The 13,500-nt window shown below is 40.0% G+C and carries 17 protein-coding genes; all 17 read left to right on the forward strand.

What is annotated here, in order from left to right; translation table 11 throughout:
- Window positions 1–82 precede the first annotated feature (82 nt).
- The 17 genes from IW510_RS16335 (at window position 83) to IW510_RS16415 (ending at window position 13,267) form a co-directional block, all read left to right on the forward strand.
- Window positions 83–823: a hypothetical protein gene (locus IW510_RS16335; RefSeq protein WP_202061477.1), complete on the forward strand. Its 741-nt coding sequence runs from the start codon at window positions 83–85 to the stop codon at window positions 821–823.
- A 168-nt stretch (window positions 824–991) separates the two neighbouring features.
- Window positions 992–2,710, forward strand: coding sequence for a hypothetical protein (locus IW510_RS16340; RefSeq protein ID WP_202061478.1), 1,719 nt, complete (start codon window positions 992–994; stop codon window positions 2,708–2,710).
- A 121-nt stretch (window positions 2,711–2,831) separates the two neighbouring features.
- Window positions 2,832–3,269, forward strand: a complete 438-nt coding sequence (locus IW510_RS16345) for a hypothetical protein (RefSeq protein WP_202061479.1) — start codon at window positions 2,832–2,834, stop codon at window positions 3,267–3,269.
- A 246-nt stretch (window positions 3,270–3,515) separates the two neighbouring features.
- Window positions 3,516–4,115 carry a DUF6630 family protein gene (locus IW510_RS16350; RefSeq protein ID WP_202061481.1) on the forward strand — a complete coding sequence of 200 codons (600 nt, stop codon included), beginning with the start codon at window positions 3,516–3,518 and terminating at the stop codon, window positions 4,113–4,115.
- 33 nt (window positions 4,116–4,148) lie between these two features.
- The gene (locus IW510_RS16355; RefSeq protein ID WP_202061483.1) at window positions 4,149–4,766 is read left to right on the forward strand and encodes a hypothetical protein; all 618 of its coding nucleotides are present in this window, start codon (window positions 4,149–4,151) and stop codon (window positions 4,764–4,766) included.
- 4 nt (window positions 4,767–4,770) lie between these two features.
- Complete coding sequence (locus tag IW510_RS16360) at window positions 4,771–5,055, forward strand: hypothetical protein (protein ID WP_202061485.1); 285 nt, start codon at window positions 4,771–4,773, stop codon at window positions 5,053–5,055.
- Window positions 5,056–5,480: 425 nt separating this feature from the next.
- Window positions 5,481–5,951, forward strand: a complete 471-nt coding sequence (locus tag IW510_RS16365; protein WP_202061487.1) for a hypothetical protein — start codon at window positions 5,481–5,483, stop codon at window positions 5,949–5,951.
- Between the two features lie 86 nt (window positions 5,952–6,037).
- Window positions 6,038–6,451 (forward strand): hypothetical protein, encoded by a 414-nt coding sequence (locus tag IW510_RS16370; RefSeq protein ID WP_202061489.1) that lies wholly within the window; start codon window positions 6,038–6,040, stop codon window positions 6,449–6,451.
- A 244-nt stretch (window positions 6,452–6,695) separates the two neighbouring features.
- A complete protein-coding gene (locus IW510_RS16375) occupies window positions 6,696–7,232 on the forward strand; it encodes a hypothetical protein (protein WP_202061491.1) in 537 nt (178 codons plus the stop codon).
- 70 nt (window positions 7,233–7,302) lie between these two features.
- Window positions 7,303–7,839: an SMI1/KNR4 family protein gene (locus tag IW510_RS16380; RefSeq protein WP_236674783.1), complete on the forward strand. Its 537-nt coding sequence runs from the start codon at window positions 7,303–7,305 to the stop codon at window positions 7,837–7,839.
- Window positions 7,840–7,944: 105 nt separating this feature from the next.
- Window positions 7,945–8,373, forward strand: a complete 429-nt coding sequence (locus IW510_RS16385) for a hypothetical protein (RefSeq protein ID WP_202061493.1) — start codon at window positions 7,945–7,947, stop codon at window positions 8,371–8,373.
- A gap of 60 nt (window positions 8,374–8,433) precedes the next feature.
- The gene (locus tag IW510_RS16390) at window positions 8,434–8,994 is read left to right on the forward strand and encodes an NADAR family protein (protein ID WP_202061495.1); all 561 of its coding nucleotides are present in this window, start codon (window positions 8,434–8,436) and stop codon (window positions 8,992–8,994) included.
- Window positions 8,995–9,212: 218 nt separating this feature from the next.
- The gene (locus IW510_RS16395) at window positions 9,213–9,746 is read left to right on the forward strand and encodes a ClbS/DfsB family four-helix bundle protein (RefSeq protein WP_202061497.1); all 534 of its coding nucleotides are present in this window, start codon (window positions 9,213–9,215) and stop codon (window positions 9,744–9,746) included.
- Between the two features lie 165 nt (window positions 9,747–9,911).
- The gene (locus IW510_RS16400; RefSeq protein WP_202061499.1) at window positions 9,912–10,358 is read left to right on the forward strand and encodes a DUF3592 domain-containing protein; all 447 of its coding nucleotides are present in this window, start codon (window positions 9,912–9,914) and stop codon (window positions 10,356–10,358) included.
- A 69-nt stretch (window positions 10,359–10,427) separates the two neighbouring features.
- The gene (locus tag IW510_RS16405) at window positions 10,428–11,111 is read left to right on the forward strand and encodes a response regulator transcription factor (protein WP_202061501.1); all 684 of its coding nucleotides are present in this window, start codon (window positions 10,428–10,430) and stop codon (window positions 11,109–11,111) included.
- Window positions 11,108–12,580, forward strand: coding sequence for a sensor histidine kinase (locus tag IW510_RS16410; protein WP_202061502.1), 1,473 nt, complete (start codon window positions 11,108–11,110; stop codon window positions 12,578–12,580). Before IW510_RS16405 ends, IW510_RS16410 begins: the two co-directional genes overlap by 4 nt.
- An 81-nt stretch (window positions 12,581–12,661) precedes the next feature.
- The gene (locus IW510_RS16415; RefSeq protein ID WP_202061503.1) at window positions 12,662–13,267 is read left to right on the forward strand and encodes a hypothetical protein; all 606 of its coding nucleotides are present in this window, start codon (window positions 12,662–12,664) and stop codon (window positions 13,265–13,267) included.
- Window positions 13,268–13,500: the final 233 nt, after the last annotated feature.

A 13,500-nucleotide genomic window follows, 5' to 3' on the forward strand; every position in this document is an offset into this window, starting at 1 on the left:
TGAAAAGCTTTCACGAAAAGATAGTAACAAGTGGAAAAAAGAAATGATGCTAAGGAATATGAAGGAAGGATACGATTATTGAATGAATAAATACTGTCGATACATAGGAGCGTTAATAGGTTTTTTCTTGCTGGCAGGATGTACAGCTTTAAAGGCAGAGCAATCGCCATTTACAGAAGCTGAACAACAGGTTACCTGGCATGGAGAAAGAACAGGAACCTTTGGCAACTATGATTATACAAATCTGGCGAATGAGGCGGAAGCACAGGAAATTTTAACAGAAAAGTTCAATCTGTCCTTACCAAAAAACTACGAAACATTGAAAACACAGCTTGCATCTACAGCGTATCTAAGTGGTAAACAATTGCTGGGAGAAGCTTGTGAGGTTATCGTCAGTGATCAGCAGGTAAATTATCATATCCAGCAACAATATGGTGAAGAATCTATAGAAGTGGTTGTCGAATTTTCATTGACTTACACAATAGAAGAAGAGAGCAAACGAGTGATTTTAGCCGATCAAACGCTGCTGCTTCAAGATGTGTCTAGCTCCGGAACTGCTGGCTTGTACGAAGCCATACCAGAACTGGTTCCACGGGTGGCAAAGAACTTGAGCTTTGACTCAGAAGATAAAGTATGGGAAACGTTTATGGATAAGCACCAGGAAGTCGATGATACTTTGGCGCAACAGACGGTGGTTATTCAGGAAAATGTGGATAAAGCAAAAGAAAATAAAGGGCTGCAGAAGTCCATTCAGGTATATTATGATGCCGCGGGTCAGTTGCGGGAAATATATTTTAATCTGACGGATCTTTCAGAAGAATGAAATTGATAATTCTATTCACGATAGATTCGTTAAGAGAGGAATCATCGCTCATTTGAGCTGAAGTGGTCAGCTATGCTGACCTGCTTCTGCACCCTGCGATTGATCGGTTTTAAGCAACCAAAAAGCTTGGGGGCTATTTCGTCCCAACCTTAAGAAAGAAGGAAATACATGCAAAACACAAATCAGCGAGCTCGTTTTGTTTATCGAGTTCAATCTTGGTGGAAAAAACCGCCCCTAATACTAATTTATCTTCTATTTTTGATTTTGAGTATAGGTAGTGTCTATGGGGTGTTGATTCACAACAATCAGTTTTTTTATGGGGATGACTTGGGGTTTCACTTAGCGCGAATCGAAGGGCTGAGCCAGTCGATTCAACAAGGAACGTGGTTTCCGAGAATTAATTACTTTATAACCGGTGGGATGGGGTATGCAACAGGGATTTTTTATCCGGATTTGTTGCTGTATCCAGCGGCGCTTCTTCGAGTAGCAGGTCTGACTTTGGCTCAAAGCTATCTTTGGTTTGTGTTGTTGGTCAATTGGGTTACTTTTGTGATTGCTTATCATAGCTTTCATGTGATTGTTAAAAATAGTCATAAGAGTTTGCTGTTTGCTTTTTTATACGGGATGGCCTCTTATCGAATGTCAGATTTAATTTATCGGGCAGCAGTCGGAGAATACTTGGCGTTAATGATCCTGCCAATTGCATTTGTAGGACTTTATCAAGTGATTAAGGGAAATGAGCGCCATTGGTTGACTTTGGCGATTGGAATGAGCTTGTTGTTTTATGCACATCTATTAAGTGCAGGGATGATGATACTGTTTAGCAGTGGCTTTCTATTGTTAAATATTCGGGGTGTTTGGCAGGAAAAAAGGCGGTTTTTAGCAATAGTAAAAGCGGTAGGAGTTACCTTGCTGCTAGTAGCCAATTCTTTACTACCGATGATTGAACAATTGTTGTTTCAACGCCTTCGAGTTCAGGATGAGCCGGTTTTCTATCTCCAACGTCAGGCAGAAACCATCGGAGAATATGTGCGTACAGCGATTCAAAATATTGGTTTTAACAATATAGGTCTTCCTATTTTGTGTTTGTTGGTTCTCTGGTTGTGCTTGTTTCGTCGATTGGAAAAAACGGATAGTCAGCTGTTGATTCTGGCGGTAACCTTTTTCTTTCTGGCCACCAGCTATTTTCCTCACTGGCTGTTTCATGGAACAACCCTTAATGCCATACAGTTTCCTTGGCGCTATTTCATTTTTGTAACTTTTTGTGTTTGTTGGATAATGGCTGACAACTATAATCGTTTGTTTTCAAATCAGTTAGGACAACGAGTAGTGGTAGCTGTTCTTGTCGTTAGTGTGCTAATTGTCAATTTGACGGGGCAAATCCGCTTAACTGAATTTGAAGCACGAAGAGGCGGGCAAGTTACGCTGAATGAGGTTGACGGGGAAACACAAATTGGTTATGGCAAGGAATACTTACCTAGCAATATGAGCAGTTGGGCGAGTCCGACAGGTTTATTGTCAGAACCTTCAGATGTTGTACAAACAGCTAATATGTCTCGAAGTAAAAATGTTTTTTCGTTGGATGTAGTAACGGAGGGACCAGCCAAGTTGATTTTCCCTCTGATTTATTACAAGGGATATCAAGTTCGATTCGAGGGAGAAGGAACAGTAAGTGAGGTCGAAGATGCAGAGAAATTTAAGGAAGCGGATATGCACGGGTTTGTTCAAGTCAAGGTATCTGGTTCAGGAAGGTTAACTCTTTGGTATGAAGGAACATTGATTCAAAAAGGTAGTTTTTATCTGAGTTGGATTACATTGTTTGTCATTCTAGCTGTTTCACTAAGCCGAAAATGGAAGAATAGTCAGATGGAAAAATTGCAAAAATGAATTATGAGGAGAAAGAGTAGAAGAGGGATATAAAAGGGAAAAAATGTTAGATATTTTTAGACCAAGTAAGGGACTGTGTAGTGTGAACTGCTAGAAAAAGAAAAGGGATTGGAGAAACGAAATGGAGATACATGTTTATTTTCACGTAGGTTTTCCTACATTGGCTAGGGGAGCTTTGGTAGTAGAAAAAAATCAACAGTTGAAAACAACAGCAGAAACAAATTTTTACTTGGAAATAGAGACAGAAGAGATTCAATTTTACGGCACTGTGTTGGCAGAGCTGTTTAAAGAGAGGTATCCTTTTTTTTCATGGGGCACCTTAACAGAAACGCAGTTAGAGGTGAACACCTATCAATATATTTTCGAGTTTTCTCCACATCGAATAGAGAATGGGGAACTTGTCCATCATTCATTACGGAGAAGTATGGAATTATGCGGCTGCTCTTTAGCGGAGACATGGAGTAATCAAATAAGGAAAGATATCGAAGCATTAATTGATAGGGAGCTTGCCGTGTTATCAGATGCAAAAGAAAAAGAGACGCAGGCCTTCTTTCTATAACAACATTTTTAGGAGAGCAAGGGTTATGGAAAAGAGAATTGCAGCAATCAATAAAGGGAAGAGATATACAGGTTGAGCCAAACTAGGAAGAATGTATTGGAAGTAGATATATAGTTTATTGAATCCACTATTACATGTTTTAGCAGCAATGTTACTTAAGAGGCAGACCGCCTATTGCGTTCGGTAGTAAGAATGATTTACACTGAGGTCATTAGAAAGAACGCAGCATCAATAGGGGGAGCAAAAATGAACTTGTTTAAATTTTTCAAAAAAAAGAAATCAGAAGAAATAGATACTAACGTAGAGCAAGAAGTAGAAGTTAAGATCGATTATAGTGGATTGATAGAAATTACAAGGCTTTTGACTGAAAACAATGCAGAGGCAATAGAAGCAATCCATCATTTGGTAGATGATCCATCTGGATTTGAACAGCAATTTGGCGAATGGTTATACGAGTATGATTTTTCACCGGAACACCAGCCGGATATCATCACTGCGTTTATACTCACCGGCTCCAATGTTGACAGTCCATATGACTTTGGCGGCTATATAGATTGGAAAGAAGAAGGAAATGAAATTCTTTGGAGTTTAAAGCCCGGGATTATAAATAAGAAATACCCGATAGTCTTAGATGACATTAAATTTCTGAATGATGAATGTGGACAGGATGCAATAAAAGTAATCGATTCTTTCTTGAAAAAAACAGAGTACTTACTTGTTATTTGGGATGTGAATGGTGATTGTTATAACCTGTTTATTATACCAAAATCAAAATGGCAGAGGCTGCAAGAATTAGGAAGAGCAATGAAGATAAACATTTGGTGTGTAGAGTCAGCTGAAAATTAATAGCAAAAAGATAGTTTAAGGAGAGAATAGTTAATGAAAAAGAGTATTGCAGTAATCAGCACGATATTTTTAGCAACAGTTATTTTGAGTGGTTGTGGAAATAAAATAGAAGAAGGAGCAACGAAAGAGTCCACCCAGAATACAGCATCGAGCTCTGTGGGCACAACGGAAACCGAAGCTGAGGCGGGAAAAACAACCGTAATTAAAACAGATAACGGTGATTTTGAGCTGAGCCTTTTAGACGGTTGGAAAGAAATTGATCCGGAAGAAGTCAACGATTATGCAGACTTGGCAATTGAGAATACAAAAAGAGATATGTATCTGATGGTTCTCAGTGAACCGGAAGAGTACTATGAGGATTTCGATGAGTTTCTTTCCGTAGCTGCGGTGACTGAGCTAGTAGATACGGTAACGGAAGAAAGTTCCTTTGAAGCAATTGAAGAAAATGGTTGGACAGGCCAACGAGAAATTTTTTCAGGGGAAATGGATGGCTTGGAGATTTTCTATATCTATGACTTGTTGGCTTCGGAAAACGGACATTTCGTTCAGCGCGTAGCGTGGACCTCAGCAGTCTGGCGAGAAAATAATGAAGAAGAAATGAAAGAAGTGTTGGCCTCAGTGGTTGATGTATCAGAGCCAGATAAGGAATGACACGATGGCTGTAAAGCCGTTGATTGAAAAAGGAGACAATAACAGAGTGGAAAATAGAGTAAAACGGGAAATTAAATGGGCACAGCTATTCTTTTGCAGCCTGTGGTTCATCGGTGCGGTATTGATCTTTGTCTTGTACCAGACAGACAGCCTCTCTTCGGGTTTCCCTGTGCCGAGAATTATCGGCTGGATTTATGACTTATTTGGCATTGTGATTGGTTCGGTTATTCAGATACTTGTAACTGGGCTGGGGATTTTCACAAGCTTTTCGAAGAAACCGGTTGGATAAGAAGTGAAGAACAGAACATTGAAGTGATGCAAGAATTTAGTTGTCATTTTTCTTTGTTCATTGAAAGGAATAAACGAGGGCAACAAAACCGAAATATATTGAAAATGCGAGAAATCATTTTCAGTATATTTCGGTTTATTTTAGGTTGTAGCCATTTACAGGTCTGGCTATTTTTATTTATCTTGAAAGATACTCTTGCTACTAATAGTCGTCTAATTTAAACTGGAAAAAAGAAGTGAGAAATAAGACAGTAATTTCTAAGTGAGTGAGATAGATAATAGAAAATGTTCGCAGTATTTGGTTAAGTGATGAATGAAGAAATATTATTGACACAGTAACTATTCTGTTTAAAAAGGATAGCGAGACAATGATCGAATCGATAGTCAAAGTGTTGGAGAGTTAATTATTGGCATAAAAAGGAGCAAATGATGGGAAAAGTTTTTAAAGCTGTAGGGATAGGCGTATTTGATTTACTCACAGAGATAATGATAACCCCTATTTTAGTAATACTCATAGTAGAGAGTAGTTATCCATGGGGGACGGATTATTTTTTTCTTGGTGGAGTTGGGCTTGCGGCGGTCATACGAACTGTAATAAAGATACAGGTAACTGCCTTTTTATCCACCAAGCTATTTGGCTATTCTCAAAATGGACGAGGTTTGAAAATCTATTATTATCTTAGTGGTGTATTGTCAGTTTTTGTCAATCCATTCGCGATGATGGTTGGGTTTATGTCTACAACGACATCCGAAGAGTATCTCTTTCAGTTTTTAGGAGGTTTTCTGTATGCTTGGTGGCTGCCTAATCTGGTTCTTTTGTTGGGATATCTACTTTGGGATAATTTCGGAGTGTTGAAATCCTGGTTTGTAAAAAGGTGGAACGAACTGAAAAGATAAGGGAAATGTAAGAAGAAAAGTGATGGTAAAGCAGAGCTGCTGCAAAAAATCATCACATAGATTAAGGCTTGAAGTGAGGTGGGAAAATGAGTCGAAAAATAAAGGCTATACGTTGCTATAGCGAGGAGAATGAAGTAATCTTTCTAGATTTCATGCCTTGCAAAAAGGCAGACTATAATTTTATTTATGATTTTTACGAGGAATCTCAGACTGAGTTTCTACGAATTTATCAAACCGATTATGCCAGGCTTCTTGTGCCCCATTTACGTAAAGTATATCCAATAGTTCATCCGATTACATTGGAAGTGCAGACAACTGTTGATGTTTGTTTTGATAATGTATTCAGCAAGGCAGACTGGCTGGAAGTGTTGGAATTGTTGAAGCTTGAAGCAGCTTCAAATACAGTGAAGCAAGAAAAAGATTTTTATGAAGCGTTTCTCTTGTGGAATATCAAGCAGTTGGACTGGGCAGAGGTTATGATGGTAGAAGGGAACCAATAAGAGATTCTAAAAAGTGTTTATCACCAGGAAGAATGAAAGGGGCGTTTACAGTGAGTATCTTTTTTGAGCTTATTTATTATGGTGCGGGTGCATTTGTTTTATATGTGATTATTCGTTTGGCAGTCAAGCATGGGATAAGGGATTCGAAAATGTGAATCTTCTCAAGTTACTTGATAGAAGAGCTGTTACATAACGATAAGGGAATTAGTGTAACGTGTTGAAAAAGAGTTAGGGGCGATAGAAAATGAGAGCCAACAAATTATGGAATGAAAAGATGAGCGGAAAGGACTTAAGCGGTTTAACGAATACTTTTGCATTTAGTTTAGAGCAATTAGAGCAGTTCTTTTCTATTAAAATCAAGAGTATTCACGGTTGCTTCAGTCTTATATTTGGTGAGGAAGAGGATGAACTGGCGTGGGAGAAGTCTGTTACCTCCAGCGTGGATTTCAAAGCGTCGATAAAGAAAAGCTTTGGGAATGAAGTCGGCTATGAATTTTCCGGTACAGAGCTGAGAATCATTGATTGGCTGGATCAAGAGTTAACCGTAGCGGAGCAGTATCAGCTAGGCATGGTTTATATACGGTGCATGAATAATCGACTGACTTTAATGACGGACAAGAAAATTCATTATATTCTAGGCTTTAGCGATGACATTCTAACGATATGGTTTTATCAGGACTGGGAGGATTCTATGGGTCATTTTGAAGAGCTGGAAGGATTTGACGGTCCGGTAGCAGTACTATCCAGTGATGAGGTTTCAACCAGTTTTTTTAAGATGTAACAAAATGTTCAGCTGGAAGTGGACGTGTCTTTTGTAAAGCAAATACTTAAGAGAAAAGAGAGTGTGACGAATGGGGAAAGAGATGATGGAAGAGCGTTGGGCAGATTTTGATTTTAGCGCATTTTGGAAGGTTTCTGATTATGCAAAGAAAACTTATGAGGGCAACGAGTTTGGGGCAGCGGATATTGCGCAGATAGAAGCAGCCTTAGGGTATAGATTACCGGAAATGTATATCTCCTTTATGAAAAAGCAAAATGGCGGAATGCCGTTGAAGGATAGTTTCAGAACGAAAACACCAACAAGCTGGTCGGAAAATGGTGTGGCGATTGAAGGTTTTCTGAACATTGGACTTACAGGCTCAAATGCACTGCTAGGTGATTTTGGGAGTCGCTTTTGGCTAGAGGAGTGGGGCTACCCTGATATTGGTATTGCCATTTGTGATTGTCCTTCTGCCGGGCATGATATGATTTTTCTAGATTACAAAATCCATGGTACACAGGATACCCCTGCCGTCGTGCATATCGATCAGGAGATGGGTTACAAAATAACATTTTTGGCAAAAGACTTTGAAAGCTTTGTTCGTAATTTGACGGAAGAAGAATGGTAAGAAAGCACGAATAGAATGAAAGCTAAAAGTTTTTGTTTTGAGATGGAATCAACGGCTGAAAGTGGAGAGAGTATCTTTTGACTGATAAAAAAGAGGAGCTATGACATGGATAAAGAAGAAGCTAAACGAAGATTGTCTTTCCATTCGTCAAGAAATGAGGATATAGAAAACCCGTTATGGGAGAGTGGATTTGTGCGGTCGTTAAGACAATTTAGGGGAGAGCAGCATTTAGAAACAGCTTTTCATGAAGTGATTCAGCTAATCTATGTATTAGCTGACTGCTTTCAAAAGGAACGGCTGGAGAAGGCAGTTATTGCAGACCTCTGGGCGATTGTTCATTTGGGTAAAAGCTGGGGCAGTAATGAAGAGATGTTTATTCCGAGTGAGCTGCAGCAAATCGCACATTTTACAGAGCAGATTTCATATCCTGTGTTTTGCTTACTGGATGGAACGGACTGTGAAACGGCGTTTGACTTATATATTCATGAATATCCGGAAAGAGCTCAGGCGTTGGTAGAGCTAAGAAAGAAGTAATAAATGAAGGCATAGATTAATGCGGCTGTGCTGAAAAAAATAGAAAGCGGAGAAAATAAAATGATGTGGACAATGGATAAGGTTCAAGAAATGTATAAAGAAAAATCGGATATGTCCTTTCTCTTTTTCTGGGGACATCAAAAATCGAAGGATGGCTACATAACAAAGAGCTGCCTGAGTCAATGGTGGAAATGTCGATTTTCGGATGGTGAAAATGAATATATAAGTACAGAACAATATATGATGTCTGAAAAGGCCAAGCTGTTTGGTGATTTAGAGCTTCACGCAAGGATTATTACGTCAGAGGAGCCTAAAGAGATAAAGCATTTTGGGCGACAGATAAAGGACTTTGAGCAGGCAACGTGGGATGCGAAAAAGCGTGAGATTGTTACAAAGGGAAATTATTTAAAGTTTATGCAAGATAACGAACTCAGGCATTACTTACTAGCAACCGGAAATGACATTCTTGTAGAGGCGAGTCCTGTAGATGCCATTTGGGGTGTTGGCCTTGCAGAAAATGATCCGATTATTACAAATCCGTTGCTATGGAGAGGTGAAAATCTACTGGGGTTTGCTTTGATAGATGTGAGAGAGCAGATTCTTTCAGAGGCTAGAGGCTAGAGGCTAAGAAAGATAGCTGCTTTTGACTGGTAGTTGGCCGGAGTTTTGTTGCTTATCAGGCGATATAACATAGCGATGCAGTGAGGAAAAGATTTGCCAATTTACTAGTATCTAAAAAAAATGAAAATATCTGTTGACTCGTACCTTACGTCAGCGTTTATAGTTTAGATATCAAATAAGTATTGGTTGTACATCAACCTGAAAAGGAGAGAGTTAAAATGGCAAGACCAACGACGAAAGAGGACCTTATCCAAGCAGCAAGTACGAACTATGAAAAATTGATGGGACTGTTGGATTCATTATCCGTTGAACAGCTGAATGGTACATTTTCTTTTGATATAGATAAGGAGAAGGGCGATCATTGGCAGAGAGACAAAAATATTCATGATGTTCTGATTCATTTGTATGAATGGCAGCAGTTGTTACTGGATTGGGTGGAGGCAAATCAAAAGGGCGAAACCAAGCAGTTTCTTAAGGAAGGCTACAATTGGAAAAGCTATGGCGCGATGAATGTAGAATTTGTGGAAAAGCATAAGGATGGTTCTTACGATGAAGCATTATCTCTTCTTAAAGAAAGTCACGATAAGGTGATGAAGTTAGCAGAAGGCTTTTCAAATGAAGAGCTATTTGCTAAAAAGGTTTTCCCTTGGGTTGGCGGTTCTACATTGGGCAGTTACTTTGTTTCTACTACAGCCAGTCATTATGATTGGGCAATCAAGAAAATTAGAAAATATAAAAAATCCATTGGTTAGGAATTGGTATCGAAGCAGGTGTAGCGCTTAGACGTTACGCCTGTTTTTTATGTTATGTAAAATAAGATGTTCCTTTATAGGATTTCATGGGATAATGAGTAGTGAGCGAGATTTAGTCAGTATCAAAGGCTGTTATAAATAGAATTATGGATGGGACGATGAAAAATGATAAGTCTTGTATTGAGTGTGGCTCCAATGGCTACATTCTGTATTCTTGCTCTTCTTTTTTATCAATGGAAAAAGAGAATAGAAGGGCGCTTGACAGAACGGGTCTTTGGAACGGTGATTCGTAATCGAGCATATAAAGCCAGGGAAAACTATGGCAGGGTATCTTTGATTGAATATACATTGGAAGGAAAAACCTATCAAAAAGAGTTTCAAGTCAATCAGTTGATTTACTTTCGAAAAATCCCAATTGGTCAGAAAAAAGGGCTTCCGGTGGGAACGACGACGGAGCTGCGCTACAATCCTCAAAACAGAGAGCAGATTATTTCGACAGTAGATGACCAGTTCGGAAAGAAGTTTATGATTGGTATTTTTGTGTTTCTTGCTATTCTATCAGCGATTCTCCCAGTCCTAATTTTACTGGATAGGGTTGGTTTCCTGCGTTGATTGCCGCAAATGGCCAGTCGTGTTTGATAAGCGTATGAAAGAAATATGGATGAGATAAAGGAGAGCATTATGGCTAACGTATTGATTGTCGAGGACAATCGACAAATCGTTGAGGTATTAAAAAAATATTTGACACATGCAGAGTATACAGTTGATGCAGTCTATGATGGGAAACACGCGTTAGAAGCATTTAGAAATCAGCGTTATGACTTGATTTTATTGGATATTATGCTGCCTGAGCTGGATGGCTATGCTGTTTGTCGGGAAATACGAAAAGTATCAACCATTCCAATCATCATGATTACAGCAAAATCGGAGGATGCCGATCGAATTCTGGGCTTGGAGATTGGGGCGGATGATTATATTGTCAAGCCGTTTTCTTCCAAAGAGGTTGTTGCTCGTGTGAATGCTCTACTTAGAAGAATACAGTTTGAAAAGGTTGGAACAGAACCGCGTCTCTCCTGTGGCGATATTGTTATGGAAGTAGAAACAAAAGAGGTTACGGCAGCAGGCAACAAGCTGTCCTTAACAAAAAAGGAGTACGAAATGCTTCTGCTATTTGTTCAATTTCCTAAGAAGGTCTTCACCCGTGAAAATCTTCTGGACAGTGTTTGGGGCGTAGACTATTTTGGTGATCCTCGAACAGTTGACAGCCATATGAAAAGGTTGCGGGCGAAGCTGAAGGCCAGTGAATCTGTCTGCCATATTCAGACAATCTGGGGAGAGGGCTATGCCTTTGAGGTGAGTCCATGAAAAAACATATATCCGGACGTCTGATTCGTCTTTTTTCTATTCTGCTGGTGACAATGACCATTATCATCGGGTTGTTGTTCAGTGTAATCTTCTCGAAACAGACGGAGGATCTGCATGTGGAGGAGATGACGCATCGAGGACAAGTTATTCAAGAGACATTGACCGATTATTTTACGACGGATACAAGTAGTACAAGGCAGCGCTCAGCGGGGAACCACAACGGAATGATGGGGTATGGTGCTTACTTGAATTTTATCAATCAAATTGCCGGTGACAGCATTTGGGTTGTTGATCAAGAACAGAATACACTCTTGAACGGGCATCACAATTCTACAACAGCCAATACGACTATGCCGAAAACTGCTGAAAAGCTGATAAAGGAAGTCTATCGAACGAAGCAAGGGGCGATAGAAAAAGAAGGCAGCTTACTTCAACTGAATGCGGTGACGAATGTACTGCCAATCCTTGTTAACGGAGAAGTGGCCGGCGCCATCGTTATGTATTCCGAGGTTGCGGCAATCCATCAGAATCAAGCAAATGGCTATCTGATTCTGATGATTAGCCTGGTTATTGCGTTACTTGTCAGTATTTTGGTTTCAGTTAGACTGGCAAAGGGATTTACTGCGCCAATCAAAGCGATGGAAGTCTATACAAACGCACTGATTGCAGAAGAATACCCTGCAGCACTAGCTATTAATACTGAGGATGAGCTTAACGAGTTGGCAGATCGCTTGTCGATTTTGAGTGAACGCCTTGAACGAGCGGAGAAGGCACGAAGAAATAAGGAGCAGAGTGAAAAAGAATTTCTATCTCAAATTTCCCACGAGCTGCGGACACCAGTTATGGTCATGAAAAGTTCTTTGGAGGCACTGACGGATGGACTAGTCGATTCTCCGGAGGAACAAAGAAATTATCATGAGCACTTGTTGAAGGAAGCTGATTACTTGGAGCGATTGGTGAATGATTTGCTGGAGTTGAGTCGGTTGCAGTCTGTTGGATTTTCTTTAACTATGGAGAAGGTAGATCCGCTAATCGTTATTGAGGATGCAGTCCGTTCTTATCGATTGAACTTTGCTGAAAAACAACAGGAATTTGTATTCCATAATCAATTAACTTCACCCGTTTATATTAAAGGAGACCAGGGGCGTTTAACGCAGCTGCTGAAGAATCTTTTGGAAAATGCGTATAAATATAGTGAACGTAAGGCAACGATTGAACTTTTTTTGGCTGTTACAGCAGATCAGCTCCATATTCAATTGCGTAATCCAAATAATCACTCCGCAGCATTGGATCAAAAAGAGCTGTTTCAGGCCTTTCATCGAGGGGATGCGACGACCAAAGAAGATGGCACTGGTTTAGGTTTGGCCATTTGCCAACAGATTGTTCAGCGTCATTCAGGAACCATTGCATTTAAAGAAGATTCGCAGAAACGAGTAGTTGTAGATATTTACTTTCCGATAAAACAGTAGAAAAAAATTTTTTACAGGCTGCCACAGTTTTGCCATATTTTCCTTTTATACTGAAAGTGAAGAGGAAAGTGAGGTGAGAAAATGAAAAAAGTTATGGGTATACTACTTACTGTATTGACTGTTGGAGTATTGGGACTTAACTTGGGAAGCATGACAGCAGACAGCAGAACTTCAGATGTGAAAGCAGGAATGGTTGTTACATCAACAGGCTATTGTTCTGGCGTTCAAATGACAAGGCTGAGCAAGAAAACAACCGATTTGGTTAACCAATTGAAAAAGAAACAGGCTGAGAAGAAGGTGCTTGAAACCAAAAATCAGACACAACCTGTTCAGACAACACCGGTTGTACAAGAACAACCGGCACAAGAAGAACTACCTGTCGTAGACGTGACGGTTGATGAAGTACCTGCAACAACGGAACCTACTCAGTCAGCTGTATGTGATGGTCGCTTCCACACGAATGGTATTTGCGATGGCTCATGCGTTGGAAATGGCATGGGTTACGGCCATCATACCGGTAGCGGAGCAGGTATCTGTGATGGTACCGGGCATAATAATGGTGTTTGTGACGGAAGCTGTATTTATTCCAGCACACAGGGCACCGGTCAGGCAAATGACCAAGGAACAGGGGGTTACGGCCATTCATCGACTCATGGAAATGGTCATGGCGGCGGACACAGAAGATAACAAAGAGGATGGCAGAAGAGGGTAGCTTCAAGCGCCAAGTAGGTACTTCTCGTCATCTGCTCTGTTTACAAAGTCAGCAATCCCAGTGATTCTAAGTAATAAGCAGGAATTTACGAAAAGTGCATCTACGGTTCTCGCTAAACTACGATTTTCCATGCACACAAACACAGCTTTACAAATTTTTGTTAACCAAGTAGATATTTGATAAGAGCGGAGCACTACGCAGTGCTCCG

It is taken from the genome of Enterococcus sp. BWR-S5, from assembly GCF_016745255.1.
In the GTDB taxonomy this organism is placed as follows: Bacteria; Bacillota; Bacilli; order Lactobacillales; family Enterococcaceae; genus Enterococcus_L.